General features: G+C 64.0%; 14 protein-coding genes and 1 tRNA gene. 8 read left to right on the top strand and 7 right to left on the bottom strand.

All coding sequences use genetic code 11. From position 1 onward, the window contains the following. Positions 1-5: 5 nt before the first annotated feature. A complete protein-coding gene (locus tag IC234_RS07850; RefSeq protein ID WP_190923290.1) occupies positions 6-425 on the bottom strand; it encodes a hypothetical protein in 420 nt (139 codons plus the stop codon). 349 nt (positions 426-774) lie between these two features. Here IC234_RS07850 and IC234_RS07845 point away from each other — a divergent pair, with 349 nt between their 5' ends. Then, positions 775-972 (top strand): hypothetical protein, encoded by a 198-nt coding sequence (locus tag IC234_RS07845; RefSeq protein ID WP_190923289.1) that lies wholly within the window; start codon positions 775-777, stop codon positions 970-972. Positions 973-1,049: 77 nt separating this feature from the next. Then, complete coding sequence (locus tag IC234_RS07840; protein ID WP_190923288.1) at positions 1,050-1,256, top strand: hypothetical protein; 207 nt, start codon at positions 1,050-1,052, stop codon at positions 1,254-1,256. A gap of 7 nt (positions 1,257-1,263) precedes the next feature. Here IC234_RS07840 and IC234_RS07835 read toward each other — a convergent pair whose 3' ends face one another. Further along, positions 1,264-4,317 (bottom strand): CheR family methyltransferase, encoded by a 3,054-nt coding sequence (locus IC234_RS07835; protein WP_190923287.1) that lies wholly within the window; start codon positions 4,315-4,317, stop codon positions 1,264-1,266. Positions 4,318-4,477: 160 nt separating this feature from the next. Here IC234_RS07835 and IC234_RS07830 point away from each other — a divergent pair, with 160 nt between their 5' ends. Further along, complete coding sequence (locus tag IC234_RS07830) at positions 4,478-5,497, top strand: chemotaxis protein CheB (RefSeq protein ID WP_190923286.1); 1,020 nt, start codon at positions 4,478-4,480, stop codon at positions 5,495-5,497. A gap of 42 nt (positions 5,498-5,539) precedes the next feature. Here the strand turns inward: IC234_RS07830 and IC234_RS07825 are convergent, their stop codons facing one another. Together IC234_RS07825 and IC234_RS07820 are read right to left on the bottom strand one after the other, a co-directional pair. Then, on the bottom strand, positions 5,540-5,806 hold the full coding sequence (locus IC234_RS07825; protein WP_190923285.1) for an antitoxin VbhA family protein: 267 nt from the start codon (positions 5,804-5,806) through the stop codon (positions 5,540-5,542). A 46-nt stretch (positions 5,807-5,852) separates the two neighbouring features. Beyond that, positions 5,853-6,215, bottom strand: a complete 363-nt coding sequence (locus IC234_RS07820; protein WP_190923284.1) for an STAS domain-containing protein — start codon at positions 6,213-6,215, stop codon at positions 5,853-5,855. Between the two features lie 352 nt (positions 6,216-6,567). Here IC234_RS07820 and IC234_RS07815 point away from each other — a divergent pair, with 352 nt between their 5' ends. After that, the gene (locus IC234_RS07815; RefSeq protein ID WP_190923283.1) at positions 6,568-6,939 is read left to right on the top strand and encodes a DoxX family protein; all 372 of its coding nucleotides are present in this window, start codon (positions 6,568-6,570) and stop codon (positions 6,937-6,939) included. A gap of 84 nt (positions 6,940-7,023) precedes the next feature. Further along, positions 7,024-8,808 (top strand): ABC transporter ATP-binding protein, encoded by a 1,785-nt coding sequence (locus IC234_RS07810; protein ID WP_190923282.1) that lies wholly within the window; start codon positions 7,024-7,026, stop codon positions 8,806-8,808. Between the two features lie 120 nt (positions 8,809-8,928). Here IC234_RS07810 and IC234_RS07805 read toward each other — a convergent pair whose 3' ends face one another. Together IC234_RS07805 and IC234_RS07800 are read right to left on the bottom strand one after the other, a co-directional pair. Continuing rightward, positions 8,929-9,759 carry a polyphosphate kinase 2 family protein gene (locus IC234_RS07805; protein ID WP_190923281.1) on the bottom strand — a complete coding sequence of 277 codons (831 nt, stop codon included), beginning with the start codon at positions 9,757-9,759 and terminating at the stop codon, positions 8,929-8,931. A gap of 58 nt (positions 9,760-9,817) precedes the next feature. After that, positions 9,818-10,546, bottom strand: a complete 729-nt coding sequence (locus IC234_RS07800) for a VIT1/CCC1 transporter family protein (protein ID WP_190923280.1) — start codon at positions 10,544-10,546, stop codon at positions 9,818-9,820. 117 nt (positions 10,547-10,663) lie between these two features. Here IC234_RS07800 and IC234_RS07795 point away from each other — a divergent pair, with 117 nt between their 5' ends. Next, on the top strand, positions 10,664-11,332 hold the full coding sequence (locus IC234_RS07795; RefSeq protein ID WP_190923279.1) for a Dps family protein: 669 nt from the start codon (positions 10,664-10,666) through the stop codon (positions 11,330-11,332). An 85-nt stretch (positions 11,333-11,417) separates the two neighbouring features. Here the strand turns inward: IC234_RS07795 and IC234_RS07790 are convergent, their stop codons facing one another. Continuing rightward, the gene (locus tag IC234_RS07790; RefSeq protein WP_190923278.1) at positions 11,418-11,882 is read right to left on the bottom strand and encodes a low affinity iron permease family protein; all 465 of its coding nucleotides are present in this window, start codon (positions 11,880-11,882) and stop codon (positions 11,418-11,420) included. A gap of 197 nt (positions 11,883-12,079) precedes the next feature. Here IC234_RS07790 and IC234_RS07785 point away from each other — a divergent pair. Then, positions 12,080-12,161 (top strand) — tRNA-Leu (locus IC234_RS07785). Positions 12,162-12,546: 385 nt separating this feature from the next. Next, positions 12,547-13,971: a T9SS type A sorting domain-containing protein gene (locus IC234_RS07780; RefSeq protein WP_190923277.1), complete on the top strand. Its 1,425-nt coding sequence runs from the start codon at positions 12,547-12,549 to the stop codon at positions 13,969-13,971. Positions 13,972-13,981 lie beyond the last annotated feature (10 nt).

Raw genomic sequence — 13,981 nt, 5'->3', positions numbered from 1 at the left:
GGCCCTCAAGTGCCGGCGGGCGCCAGCAGCCAGGCCATGGCGGTGGCCTCGTCCTCGAACAGGCGCAGGCGGTAGGCGCCGGGCTGGCGCAGCATTTCTTCCACGCGGGCGTTGAGGGCGGGGGCGGCGCGGCGCAGCACCTCGCGCTGCGGCGGCAGCCAAAAGGCAATGCGCAGGTCGGGCGGCGCCACGCCCATGAGGTGGGGCAACCAGGTGGTTTCCATCCAGTCGGTGAGGCCCACGGGCAGGGCGGGGCGGCGGCGCAGGTCGAGCAGCCAGCGCTGGGCGCCGCAGTAAAGGCCTTCTTTCAGGAGGTCTTCGTAGTCTTGGCGCAGCTGTTCGGGGTCGGGGTCGAAGAGCCAGCGGCCGGTGAGCAAGTCGAGGTCGGGCCGATAATCGAGGTGCAGCGAGGGCGAACCGGGCATGGGGAAGGGCAGAGTGGCAAGGGAAGGGAGCGGCAAGTTATTCGCCGGAGGCATCGGGTGTAGCCCGGTGGCGCGTTTTTTTTGCGTGGCCCGGCAGCGGGCGGCAGCGCAGCTGCCCGGTCCGGCCCGGGGCAGCACGGGCTCGTTTTCGATGAACGCGGAACTACGCGGGAGGTCAACCGACGGCTCCGGTGCCTTTCCGAACAAGGAGCCGGCCTGGCGCGGCGTTTCGCCCGCATTTTGGGTATTTACCACCTTCAATATCCGTATTAGCCCTTTGGCGCGCAAGCAGTCCTCCCCGGAAATTTGCCCTGCGCTTTGGCTCCTTTCCATCCACGGCGTTCTACCAATGCCTCACGACCCTCGTTTCGGCCCCAATGCCCAAACGCCGCAGCAGCGCGCCAACGTGCTACGCCAGCTGCAGCTCACTTACCCCCGACTCACAACCAAAGCCACTCCCTTCGCCCAGCACCTCTACGACCGCTACGTGGCCGGCGAGCTGAGCTGGCCCGACGTGCGCCGCGCCCTCGACGAAGCCGCAACCTAAACGCGGGGCCCTCGTTTGGTAAGCATATCTGCTTATACCAATAAGGCGATTTTCTGCCCTTGCGTGGTTTCCGGCTTATGCGTATTCCTCCCTTCTACTCGCCCCTGCGCGGCATCGCCCTCACCGACGTGTGGCACGACAACGACGAGTGCCCCGTGGCCCGCAGCATTGCCCCGGCCGACCGCGTGCCCGGCACGGGCCAGCCCCGCCCGCGCTGCCCCTACTGCGCCCTGCTCGACCGCCCGGTCACGGCGTTTTCGCCCGCGCATCGGGCCGGCCGGTAGCGGCCCGCTACTCTTCCTGCACCTCGCGCACGCCCAGCAGCAGGGGCCCCGTGCGCGCGCCGTGGCTCATCAGGCTGCGGCCGTAGAGGCGCAACGCGCGCCGCCCGGCCCGCGGGAACTCGGCCGCGAAGGCAAAGTCCTCGAAGGGTGCGCCGGGGTGGGCCAGCGCCTCGTCGAGGCGGCGGCGCAGCACGGGCTGCTGCCACACGCCGCCGTCGAGCTCGCGCAGGGGCTGCCCCTTCACGGCCGCCGCGTCGAGGCCAAAAAGCTCGGCAAACGCGCCGCTGATGGCCAGCACGCACTGCTGGGCGTCGAGCACGAGCAGGGGCTCGCGCATGGTTTCCACAATGCTTTCGGCAAAGCGGGCGCTTTCCTGCAACTGGGCTTCGAGGGTTTTGAGGCCGGTGATGTCAGTGAAGGTGATGACGGCCCCGCTGATGTAGTTGTCGAGGGTGCGGTAGGGCAGGATGCGCATGGCGTACCACTCGCCGCGGGTGGTCTGGATGTTGGCTTCCACGCTCACCAGGCGGTCAAGCACCTGCTGCACGTCGGCGGCCAGGCTTTCGTGGCGCAGCGTGCTGGCAAAGTGCGTGATGGGCCGGCCCACGTCGGCCGGCAGCAGCGAGATGATGCGGTGCACCGGCGGCGTGAAGCGCTTTATCACCATGTCGTTGTCGAGGAAGATGGTGGCAATCTCCGTGGCATCGAGCAGGTTCTTCATGTCGTTGGCGGCCTGGCTCAGCTCCTCGGTTTTGCTCAGGTACTGCATGTTCAGGGTCATCAGCTCCTCGTTCAGGCTCTGCATCTCCTCCTTGTTGGTCATGGCCTCCTCGTTGGTGCTTTGCAGCTCCTCGTTGGCGCTTTGCAGCTCTTCGTTGGTGCTCTTGAGCTCCTCCACGCTGCTTTCCATCTCTTCGATGGTGGTTTGGAGGCGGTGCTTGGTGTATTGCAGCTCCTTTTCCAGGACTTGCAGCTGCGCGTCGTGGCCGGGGTCGGTGGCGAGGCGGGCTTTGCCCAGGCGCACCTTGTGGGGCGTGGGCTGCTCCTCAAACACCACCAGCAGCAGGCCCGCCAGCTGCTCGCTTTCTTCCAGGGGTTTCACCGTGAGGCGCACCAGCTGCACGCCGGTGTCGAGGCGCAGCTTCACGTTGTCGGCCACCACGGGCTCGCGGGTGGCGGCCACCTTGTGCACGGCCGCGCTCAGCTCGTAGTTGAGCTCCTCGCGGGCCATGTCGAAGACGTTCATGCCCGAGAGGCCGGGGGCCGGCTCCAGGTAGCGGCCGGTGCGGCCGTTCACGTACATGATTTCGCCCTTGCCGTTGATGACCACGGCGGGCGGGGTGTAGTGGCGCAGCAGCACGCGCTGCACCAAGGTGGCAAAGGTGCCTTCCTTGCGAACGGAATTCGGGGTCATGGAGCCGGAAGCGGATGCGGGCGCGGAAGGGGCTTGCTGCCGGGCCAGGGTAAAGGGAAACGCCGCGAGGCGCGTGACGGAGGAAGGCGTGTCGGTACGCCGCGAAATCTTCCACTTCACGTCCAGGCTCTGAAACAAGTCCTGGAAGCCGGTGAGGTTTTCGCTGGGCCCCAAAAACAACAGCCCGTTGGGGTTGAGGGCGTAGTGAAACACGGGGATGAGGTTGCGCTGCAGCTCGGCGCTCAGGTAAATGAGCAGGTTGCGGCACACCAGCAGGTCGAGCTTGGTGAAGGGCGCGTCCTTGTTGAGGTCGTGCACGGCAAACACCACCGCGTCGCGCACGTCCTTCTTGATGCGGTAGCCTTCGTCGGTTTTGGTGAAGAAGCGGCGCAGGCGCTCGGGGCTCACGTCGGCCACGATGTTGTCGGGGTACAGCCCGGCCCGGGCAAACTCAATGCCGTCGGGGTTGATGTCGGTGGCGAAGAGCTGAATCTTGAGGTACTTCTGGCGGTCCACGCCGTCGAGGCACTCGAGCAGCGTCATGGCCAGCGAGTAGGCCTCCTCGCCGGTGGAGCAGCCCGGCGCCCACGCGCGCACCACGCTGTCGGCGGGTTTCTGGCGCAGCAGCGGCAGCAGCCGCGCCTTGAGGATATCGTAGGCCTCGCGGTCGCGGAAAAACTTGGTCACCCCAATCAGCAATTCCTTGAACAAGGCCTCTACTTCGGCGGGGTTTTCCTGCAGGTAGCGCACGTAGAGGGTGAACTCCTTAATCTGGTGCGAATTCATGCGCCGCTCGATGCGCCGAAACACCGTGTTGCGCTTGTAGAAAGAAAAGTCGTGCCCGGTCTGGGCCCGAACGAGCAGGAAAATTTTCTGCAGGGCGTGGGCGGGCTTGCTCACGCTTTCGGGCTCGTCGCGGCGGGGGCGTGTGTCAGGATGCCGCACGTATTGCAGCAGCTTGGCCGGCAGCTGCTCGGCGGGCAGCACGTAGTCCACAAACTCGGTGGCCAGCGCCGAGCGCGGCATGGCGTCGTACTCGGCCGTGGCGGGGTCCTGCACCATCACCATCCCAAAGTTTTCCATCACCATCTTCAGGCCCAGGGTGCCGTCGGTGCCCAGGCCCGAGCACACCACGCACACGGCCCGCTCGCGGGCGTCCTTGGCCAGGCTCTGAAAAAAGATGTCGATGGGCAGGCGGCCCGGCGGCTGGGTGGGCGCAAACAGCAGCAGCGTGCCGTGCAGGATGCTCATGTCGCGGTTGGGCGGAATGACGTAGACGTGGTTGGGGCGCACGCGCAGGCCGTCCTCGGCTTCCAGCACCGGCATCGGGGTGAAGCGCTGCAGCACCTGCGGCAACTCCGACGGCTGGTCGGGCAACAGATGTGTCACCACCACGAAGGCCATGCCGCTGTCGGGCGGCATGGCCCGAAAAAATTGCTCGAACGCGGCCAACGACCCCGCCGAGCCGCCGATGCCCACCAGCGGGAACTTGTCGCCCGCGGCTTCGTCGGGGCGGCTGGCTTCGCGCAGCAGCGCGGGCGTGAGCGGCCCGACGCCGTCGCGCGGCAACTCTTCGGGCGGCGTGACAACGATGCCAGGCTCGTCGGTGGAGGGCGTCAGGTCGTTGGGGTTCATCGGGTGGGGCATGGGCAGCAGGACCGGCGGGCCGGCCGAACGGAAAAAACAAATGCGCAACGGGGCCAGAGCCCGTCGGCTGCCTGCAACAAATTTATTGGGGAAACCTGCCACCAACGCCCCACTTGCCCAATTTTGCGTAGTACGCTAGCTCCGTTTTCTTCCCAGCCCCATGCCCGCTCCTTCTCACCTGATTGTAATCGGCACGTCGGCCGGCGGCATGCCGGCACTGGTCCAGCTAGTGGGCCAGCTGCCGGCCACGCTGCCCGCCGCCGTGCTGGTGGTGCAGCACTTTTCCACCGATGCCGACGGTCACCCCTTCATAGAACGACTGGCCCGCCACAGCGCCATGGCCTGCCGCCTGCCCGCCGATGGCGACCCCATTGAGGCCGGCACCCTCTACCTCGCGCCCCCCGGCCGCCACCTGCTGGCCAAAGACGGCAGCACGCCGCACCTGCTCGTGACCAAGGGCCCGCGCGAAAACCACTACCGTCCGGCCGCCGACGCCCTGTTTCGGTCGGCCGCCGTTGCCTTCGGGTCGCGCGTGGTGGGCGTGGTGCTCACCGGCATGCTGCACGACGGCGCCGCCGGCCTCGAATTCATCAAGCGCGGCGGCGGCCTCGCCGTGGTGCAAGACCCCCACGAGGCCGAATACCCCAGCATGCCCGAAACCGCCCTCCGCAACGTGGACGTCGATTACGTGGTGCCGCTGCACATGATGGGTGCGCTGCTGGAAGAGATAACTGCCCGCCCCCTGCCCGAGCGCAAAGCAGAAGTACCCGAAGACCTGAAGCAGGAGGCCGCCATTGCGGAAAGAGTTGTGGGAACCACCGACGAGGTACTGAAAATTGCGCACCCCGTGCCCCTCACCTGCCCCGACTGCGGCGGCAGCTTGTTTGAGGTGAACAACGGCAAGCTGCTCCGCTACCGGTGCCACACCGGGCACGCCTTCACGGCCGATGGCTTGCTGCACAGCGCCCAGCAAACCCTGGAAGAAACCCTTTGGGTGGCCCTGCGCATGATGGAGGAACGCAAAAACCTGCTCAGCAGCATGGCCGCGCGCGGCGCGGGCCCCTACCCGGTGCAGCAGGAAGAACGCATCGAAGAAATCAAAAAGCACATCAACCGCCTGCGCGAGTTCTTGCTGAATGGCAACACGGGCAACGCCCCGAAGGATACGTCCGCAGGCTGAGCGCCGCACGGTTTTCCGGACAGCCAGCCTCCGAAGCGGTGCCTAAATGATGTTGCGCCGGTTTAGAAACTGGCGGTAGCTCTGGTGTTCCTGCGCCATTTGCTCGCGCACCTGGTCAATGGCTTGGGCCAGCGTGATTTCGCCGCGCACGTAGCGTTGCAGCGACGCCACGGTATCGGCGTTGGCCGGGGTACCGGTCAGGGCCTGCATGTCGAGGGTGTTGCGGGCGGAAAGCTGGCGGCGCTGCCAATGGGCGCGCTGGTCGGCCGGCAAGTCGTCCGGAATCGAACCAAAGAAGGTGGGTAACATAGAATATAGTGCAGCTAAAAGGGTTAAGGCGAAGGGAAGCAACCGCTCAGACGGCTTGGCCGTCGCGCGGCCGGGCCGTTTGGCGGGCGGCATCGAGCAGGGTGGGCACCATGCAGGGCGCGGGGCCCAGCTCGCGCCTGAGCAAGTCTTTTTTTACGCGCTCGGACACGTGCACCAGCACCAGCTGGGAGTGCTTTTCTTCGAGCTGGTGGTGAGCGCCCCACAGCAGCCGGGCGGCCTCGTTGGAGAGCGAGTGCAACATGCCACAGTCGACCCACACGGCCGGTTTGCCGCTGCGCTGGGCGCAGTGCAGCGAATGGGCCAGGGCGGCCTCGGGCTCGTCGGCGCGGCTGGGGGCCAGGATGAGTAGGTAGCTGTCGGGCAGCAGTTCGTGATACACAACGGTCATAAAATGGAAAGGGAATAAGGATTTGGCAGCCTGAGAATCGGTAGCGTGGCGCCCGGCACAATATGTTCAGCGAGAGGGTACTACCCCTAGCTTTACAAATTTCGGTAATCCTATATTGTAAAAACAGGGGATAAGTACGGGTTTGTGCCTGCGAAAAATACTGAAACTCAACCTCGGATAAATTCCATTTGACCCATTCCTGGCAGGCCCTGCCCTCTCCCACGTTGCGCTTAAAACATTTCCGCCGGGCCTGCGTCTGCCGCAGGCAGTTGGCCGGAAACCGGTAATTTGGCCATCCACGGCGCGGTGCCCTGCCGCGCGGCTTGTTTCACCCTTTTTTCTTTTTTCATCTATGAGCCCATCGGTACGCAACATCATTGCCTGGATTCTGCAGGCCCTGCTGGCCGCCATGTTCATCTATGGCGGCTTCTCGAAGCTAATGCAGCTCGACGCCACCATGAAAATGTTTGGCAGCTTGGGCTTGCCGGGCTGGTTTGGCGGCTTCATCGGCGGGGCCGAGCTGCTGGGCGGCATCGGGCTGCTGGTGCCGCGCACGGTGCGCCCGGCGGCCCTGGGCCTCATTGTCATCATGCTGGGCGCGGTGTTTATGCACGCCACCAAAATTCCCGGCGGCCTGGCCAACGGCGTGCCGGCCATTGTGGCGCTGGTGCTGCTGGTGGTGGTGCTGGTGCTGCGCAGCCGCCCCGTGCCCCGGGCACTGTAACTGCGCCGCCCTCTTTCCCAAACCATTGCCGCCCGGCCAGGTTGCTTGCCTTCTGGCCGGCCCGGCCGGGCTACTTGTGCTCTCATGAAAATACTCTATAGCTACCTGCGCAACTACTGGCCGCTGCTGGTGCTGGCCCTGGTGCTGGCCGCCGTCAACCAGGTGTTCTCGCTGCTCGACCCATACTTTTTCCGCCAGCTCGTCGACCATTTCACGGCCAAATACCCCGACGTGGCCGGAGTGCGGCTGGTGCAGTTCTGGCCGTTCTTTTGGGAAGCCATTCCCCTCATCGGCATCATGCTGGGCGTGGCCATGGTGTCGCGCATTGCCAAAAACTTTCAGGACTACTACGTCAACGTCATCACCCAGCGCCTGGGGGCCAAAATGTATTCCGACGGCCTGCGCCACTCGCTGGAGCTGCCCTACCAGGTGTTTGAGGACCAGCGCTCGGGCGAAACCCTGGGCAAGCTCCAGAAGGTGCGCATCGACGTGGAAAAGCTCATTCAGAGCTTCGTCAACGTGCTGTTCACGGCCCTGGTGGGCATTGTGTTCGTGATGTGGTACGCCGTCACGGTGTACTGGCCCATTGCGCTGGGCTATTTTCTCACCATTCCGCTGCTGGGCATTCTGAGCTTTTTCCTGAGCAAGCGCATCAAGGTCATTCAGAAAACCATTGTGGCCGAAACCACGGCCCTGGCCGGCTCCACCACCGAAAGCCTGCGCAACATCGAGCTCATCAAGAGCCTGGGCCTGGCCCAGCAGGAAACCGAGCGCCTGAACGCCACCACCGACAAAATCCTGAAGCTGGAGCTGCGCAAGGTGCGCTACCTGCGCTCGCTCAGCTTCGTGCAGGGCACCTTCGTGAACCTGCTGCGCAACATCATCATCCTGCTGCTCTTGTACCTGCGGGTGCAAAACCACATCAGCCTGGGCGAGTTCTTCTCCTTCTTCATCTACTCGTTCTCCATCTTCGGGCCGCTGCAGGAGCTGGGCAACATCATCGGGGTATACCGCGAAACCGAGATTTCGCTGGGCAACTTCCAGACCATCCTCGACACGCCCAAGGACGTGAAGCCCGCGCACCCCAAGTCGGTGGCGCACATCAACGACCTGGCCTTCGAGCACGTCAGCTTCAAGCACCTCACGGCCAAGGGGCCGGCCCTGTCCGACATCTCCTTCAGCACCCGGCTGGGCGAAACCATCGCCTTCGTGGGCCCCTCGGGCTCGGGCAAAACCACGCTGGTGAAGCTGCTGGTGGGCCTCTACCCGCCCCTCTCGGGCCGCATTCTCTACAACGGCATTCCCGGCGCCGAAATCGACCTCGACGAGCTGCGCGAGCAAATCGGGTTCGTGACGCAGGACACGCAGCTCTTCAGCGGCACCATCCGCGAAAACCTGCTTTTTGTGGCCCCGCAGGCCACCGACGAGGAATGCCTGCTGGCCCTGCGCCAGGCCGCGGCCGACTCGCTGCTGGCCCGCGCCCCGCTGGGCCTCGACACCGTGATTGGCGAGGGCGGCGTGAAGGTATCGGGCGGCGAAAAGCAGCGCCTCAGCATTGCGCGGGCACTGCTGCGCAAGCCCACCCTCATGGTGTTCGACGAAGCCACTTCGGCCCTCGACTCCCTCACCGAAGAAGAAATCGGCAAGACGGTGCGGGAGCTCTCGGGCTCGCGCCAGCACATGACCATCCTCATTGCCCACCGCCTCAGCACCATCTTGCACGCCGACCGCATTTTTGTGCTCGAGCGCGGCACCGTGGCCGAGCAGGGCCGCCACGAAGAGTTGCTGGCGCAAAAAGGCCTCTACTACGCCATGTGGCGCCAGCAGATTGGCGAGCGCAAGGAGCCGGCGGCGGTGCTGGCGCGGTAGCCGTGTAGCAGCCCCGGCAAGCATAAAAAAAGCCCCGACCCCATCCGGCGTCGGGGCTTTTTTTTGGCAAATGGCGTCCGAACATACGCGCTTCCAACAACATCACGCTGGGCCGAAGCCTTACACAATTACCTGCTGTTTAGGGTCAAAATCTACCTTCGGCGGCTGGGGGTTCATGGCTTCCAGGGCGGCCACCACTATTTCCGACATGGCCAGGTCGCGGGCCCACTTGTGGTTGGCGGGTATCACAAACCAGGGCGCATCCTTCGAGGAGCAGTGGCGCAGGGCATCCTCGTAGGCCTGCTGGTAGTCGTCCCAGTAGGCGCGCTCCTTCAGGTCGTTGGGGTCGAATTTCCAGTTTTTGGCGGGGTCGTCGAGGCGGGCCTGCAGGCGCTGGGCCTGTTCGTCTTTGGAGATGTGCAGGAAAAACTTGAGCACCACCGTGCCGTTGCGGGTCAGCAGCTGCTCGAAGTGGTTGATGTCATCGTAGCGCTCCTGGCAGGTTTTTGCGTCAATCAGGCCGTGCACGCGGGTAATGAGCACGTCCTCATAGTGCGAGCGGTTGAACACGCCAATGTGCCCGCGCTTGGGCGTTTGCGCGTGAATGCGCCACAAAAAATCGTGCTTAAGCTCCTCCGAGGTGGGCGCCTTGAAGGTGGCCACCTGCACGCCGGCCGGGTTCACGCCCGTGAGCAGGTTCTCGATGGCGCCGTCCTTGCCGCCGGTGTCCATGGCCTGCAGCACAATGAGCAGGCTGCGGCGGTGCTCGGCGTAGAGCAGTTCCTGCAGCTCGCTCAGGCGGCGGCGCAGTTCCAGCAGGCGCGGCGCCACGTCCGATTTATCGTCGGGCCGGTTGGCAAAAGGCGTGATGTCGTCCGGGTCCACGTCGGCCAGGCGAAAAGACTTGCTCTTGACGTAGACGGCGGGGGTTTTGGGAAGCTTAGAATTCATGAAACGGCATTAAAAACACAGAGAAGATGAAGCGGCGGTGGTTCGCAGGGCCGCGCGGCTAGCCGCCCACCGCCCGCGCGATGCCGAACGCCGCGGCGGCTGCCAGCGCGCCCACCACGGCCATTTTGATGGCGCCCGCCACCGGCGGCTGGCCCGTCATGCGGCTTTTGAAGTAGCCAAACACCAGCAGGCACACCAGCGTGATGGCCGCCGACCACGCCAGCCCCTGCGTGGGCGAGCTGGTAAGGAAATAGGCGCTGAGCGGGATGAGGCCGCCCAGCGCATAAGCCAGGCTGATGGTGATGGCGCTTTTGGGCGCCTGTTTGGGGTCGGGCTCTTCGAGGCCCAGCTCGTACTTCATCATGAACTTCACCCACTGCTCGGGGTCGGCGGTGAGCTCGGCCACGGCCTGGCGGCGGGTGGCTTCCGACAGGCCCATGTCGGCCAGCAGCTCGTCGACCTCGGCGCGCTCTTTTTCGGGCACCTCGCGCACTTCGCGGTGTTCGCGGTCCAGCTCGGAGGCGTAGTGCTCCACTTCGGTGCGGCCGGCCAGGTAGCCGCCCAGGCCCATGGCAATGCTGCCGGCCACAATTTCGGCCAGCCCCGCCGTGATGACCAGCCCCGACGAGGCCACGGCCCCGCTCAGGCCCGCGGCCAGCGCAAACGGCACGGTCAGCCCATCGGAGAGGCCGATGACGATGTCCTGCAGCATGGCCGAGCTGGTCATGTGCAATTCGGGGTGCGGGTCTTCGGCCAGCGCGGGGGCCGTGGTACGGGGCTCAGTCATGGAACACGTTTACAAGAAGGCAACCTTAACCCGACGGGGTGCTTTACGTACGCAGAAACAGAATTTTTCGCCGCCGGCCCGTTCCGGTTTTCTTTCACCTCACTCCTTCCCATTCCTATGGCATCCTCCGCCAAAACGGCTGCCCCCAAAGCCGCGGCCGCCAAAAAAGCCCCGGCCGCCCAGGCCAGCGGCCAAAACGCCCGTTCCAACGCCGCCGTCAACATTCAGCCCGTGCTGGGCCAGCAAAACAACGCCCCCGCGCCCACCCAGCGCTACGGCACCGTGAGCCAGCGCCTGCCCATCGGCCTCGACGAAAAAACCCGTCAGGCCAGCGTGACCGGCCTCAACCAGTTGCTGGCCGACACCATCACCCTGCGCGACATGTACAAAAAGCACCACTGGCAGGTGGTGGGCCCCACTTTCTACCAGCTGCACCTGCTCTACGACAAGCACTACGAGGAGCAGTCGACGCTGGTCGACGCCATTGCCGAGCGCATCCAGATTCTGGGCGGCGTGGCCGTGGCCATGGCCCACGACGTAGCCGAGCTTAGCAGCATCCCGCGCGTGCCGCGCGACCGCGAAGAAGCCCCCGTGCAGGTGTCGCGCCTGCTCGACGCCCACCAGCGCCTCCTCAAAAACTGCCACGAATACGCCGACACCGCCGATGAAAACGGCGACGACGGCACCAACGACCTCATCGTGAGCCAGCTCATCCGCACCAACGAGATGCAGGTGTGGTTCGTGTCGGAGCACGTGGTCGACTCGCCCCTGATTCAGGCCAAGTAGCCGCCTAAGCGCGTCCCTGCACGGGGCGGCCGATGGACCGAAGCGCCCGCCCGGCGCAACGGAGCCATCGGCCGCCCTTTTGTCGTTATTGCAGGTGAGCGGCCAGCTTGTCGTTGTGGTTGTCCTGGGCTTCCTCCACGGTGTGGGTCTTGCCCAGGTCGTTGTCTTTTTTGGCCATCTCGGCCAGCGCACAATAAAAGTCGTGCAACAGCCGGATTTCTTCTTCCGAAAAATCCTGCGCGTTGATTAGGCGGTTGCTGGCGCCTTTTTGAGCCGCAATCAGCTCGTTGAGCTTGAGGTGCAGCACCAGCGAATCTTTGTTTTGGGCGCGCTGAATGAGAAACACCATCAAAAAGGTGATGACGGTGGTGCCCGTGTTGATGACCAATTGCCAGGTTTCGGAATAATGAAAAAGCGGCCCCGTGAGGGCCCACACCAGCACCAGCCCAGCCGCTATCACAAACGCCGGCGTCGACCCCGAAAACTCGGTGATGGCGCTGGCCATTCGCCCGAAGAGGGAGGTAGGAGCGGGTTTTTCGGGAAATTTCATGGCGAAAAGAGGTCAAAGGTGAACAAGGGAAGGCGGAAGGCGCCAAATTTCGGCAAGGTAACCTGCTGAACCATGGAAGTTTGGTGAAAAAGCGCGGCAATGTTTGGTAAGTGCGGTTTTCGCCGGCTATCTTTGCACCCGCTTCGCCGCCTCAGCGGAGCCGGTTTCGGCCGAATTGCCCGTTTTAGTTGCCTTTTGCGCACGTGGTGAAACTGGTAGACACGCCATCTTGAGGGGGTGGTGCCTTCGGGTGTGGGAGTTCGAATCTCCCCGCGCGCACGCAAAACAAAAAGCCCGTTCCAAGCAATTGGAACGGGCTTTTTGTTTTAGCTCCGGCCACTGGCCATGGGCAGTAGCCTGTTGCCCCTTACCCGTCGGGGCGGCTCCGAGCGCCTGCCCTACGGCCCAGCCAGCACTACCCAAGACTTGGGTTATTTCAACAATCTGCAGGCTACTGACGAGCAGGCACATTACCTGCTTTATTCTCAAGACTATGCGGGGTTAATAAGCTACCGTTTAGCGGGATGTGATTAACGCGAATTATACAATCACGCAATTTTTAAAATTGCATTTTAAAATTATTATTTGTTATTTATAATAAAATTTAGTAAATTAATAATGATTTAACTACAACAGTTTGCGTACCCTTCTTATCCCTACTACAATGAAAAGAAATGTACTCATTTGCGGCGCGGCGCTGCTTGCCAGCGCCCTTTTTCCGGTGGTGGCCATGGGCCAATGCAGCTACCGGGCCAGCACCGACGGCGGGACCTTTGGCAGCCCGATGACCTATGAAACGCCGGGCGGCACCTGCCCCGACGCCCCCCTTACCAACTCGGCGGCCCAGGTCATCCTCGACCGAAACCTCACCGTGTACATGCCCGGCAACTACGTGGTGGGCAACGGCGGCAACATCGCCGTATCGGATTTTGGCCACCTCGTGGTGACCGGCCACCTGACGGTGGAGTCCGGCGGCAGCATCACCATTGGCCAAAACGGGACGGTGGAAGTAATGCCCGGCGGCAGCCTCGACATCTCCAGCCAGGGCAACGTAGTGCTGCAGCAAGGCGGGGTACTGATGGGCAATTACGACCTGCGCATCGGCGACGGCACCAATGCGCAGAAAGTGACCAACCTGGAAATTCACGACGATAGCCGCGTGGTGGCCGGCCGGGCCACGGTGAACAAAGCCACCATCTACGTGGCGCCCTCGGCCTCTTTCACCACGGGCTGCAACTTAGTGCTCTACAACTCCAACATCGTCGACGATGGCCTGGTAACCATTCAGGGCAACCTCGACCTGTCGCCGGGCGGGTCCAACAACGTGCTTTGCGGCAACGGCACCGTGTCGGTGGCCGGGTGCGTGTTTGGCGGCAACGGCGCCGTCAACCACATTGCGCAAAACTGCGCAGGAAAAATTGCGGTGTGCGCCCAGCGCGCAGCCACCTCCTGCGGCACCGGCCCGGTGGCCGGCACCAACGCCAACGAGCAAGCCTGCGACGAGCTGGTGCCCTCTTGCCCCAAGCCGTTGCCCGTCGAACTGGTGTCGTTCACGGCCGAGCCCACCACCCGCCAGGGCGTGGCGCTGGAGTGGGTCACGGCTTCGGAAAAAAACAGCCAAAGCTTCGTGGTAGAACGCTCTGCCGACGGCCGCAGCTTCCGCGCCAACCGCACCGTGGCGGGTGCCGGCACTACTGCGGCCCGCACGGCCTACCACGTGGTTGACGAGCAGCCCCTGCCCGGCACCAGCTACTACCGCCTGCGCCAAATCGACTTCAATGCCGCCGCGTCGTACTCGCCGGTGCGGGTGGTGAAGCTGGGCCCATCTACCGGCCCGGGCCTGGAGGTGTATCCTGGCAAAAACGCGCAGGAATGGGTGGTGGCCAGCCGCCTGCTCGCCGAACTGCTGGACGCGCACGGCGCCACTGTGCAAGTGTATGACGCGCTGGGCCGGGCGCAAGCCATCGGCTGTACGCCGGCGGCCGAAACCGGCCGCTGGACGCTGGACCTGCACGCGCTGCCCAGCGGGGTGTACGTCGTGCGCCTGCTCACCGGGTCGGGGTCGTATAGCCGGCGCATCGTGCAGTAGGCGCCCACCG

It is taken from the genome of Hymenobacter armeniacus, from assembly GCF_014699055.1.
GTDB lineage: Bacteria > Bacteroidota > Bacteroidia > Cytophagales > Hymenobacteraceae > Hymenobacter > Hymenobacter armeniacus.
This window is presented reverse-complemented; position numbering and strand designations above follow the sequence as displayed.

Bases quoted from the DNA above. Each gene is read 5' to 3' on its own strand.
- IC234_RS07850 (WP_190923290.1), bottom strand. From the start codon at position 425: ATGCCCGGTTCGCCCTCGCTGCACCTCGATTATCGGCCCGACCTCGAC.
- IC234_RS07845 (WP_190923289.1), top strand. From the start codon at position 775: ATGCCTCACGACCCTCGTTTCGGCCCCAATGCCCAAACGCCGCAGCAG.
- IC234_RS07840 (WP_190923288.1), top strand. From the start codon at position 1,050: ATGCGTATTCCTCCCTTCTACTCGCCCCTGCGCGGCATCGCCCTCACC.
- IC234_RS07835 (WP_190923287.1), bottom strand. From the start codon at position 4,317: ATGCCCCACCCGATGAACCCCAACGACCTGACGCCCTCCACCGACGAG.
- IC234_RS07830 (WP_190923286.1), top strand. From the start codon at position 4,478: ATGCCCGCTCCTTCTCACCTGATTGTAATCGGCACGTCGGCCGGCGGC.
- IC234_RS07825 (WP_190923285.1), bottom strand. From the start codon at position 5,806: ATGTTACCCACCTTCTTTGGTTCGATTCCGGACGACTTGCCGGCCGAC.
- IC234_RS07820 (WP_190923284.1), bottom strand. From the start codon at position 6,215: ATGACCGTTGTGTATCACGAACTGCTGCCCGACAGCTACCTACTCATC.
- IC234_RS07815 (WP_190923283.1), top strand. From the start codon at position 6,568: ATGAGCCCATCGGTACGCAACATCATTGCCTGGATTCTGCAGGCCCTG.
- IC234_RS07810 (WP_190923282.1), top strand. From the start codon at position 7,024: ATGAAAATACTCTATAGCTACCTGCGCAACTACTGGCCGCTGCTGGTG.
- IC234_RS07805 (WP_190923281.1), bottom strand. From the start codon at position 9,759: ATGAATTCTAAGCTTCCCAAAACCCCCGCCGTCTACGTCAAGAGCAAG.
- IC234_RS07800 (WP_190923280.1), bottom strand. From the start codon at position 10,546: ATGACTGAGCCCCGTACCACGGCCCCCGCGCTGGCCGAAGACCCGCAC.
- IC234_RS07795 (WP_190923279.1), top strand. From the start codon at position 10,664: ATGGCATCCTCCGCCAAAACGGCTGCCCCCAAAGCCGCGGCCGCCAAA.
- IC234_RS07790 (WP_190923278.1), bottom strand. From the start codon at position 11,882: ATGAAATTTCCCGAAAAACCCGCTCCTACCTCCCTCTTCGGGCGAATG.
- IC234_RS07780 (WP_190923277.1), top strand. From the start codon at position 12,547: ATGAAAAGAAATGTACTCATTTGCGGCGCGGCGCTGCTTGCCAGCGCC.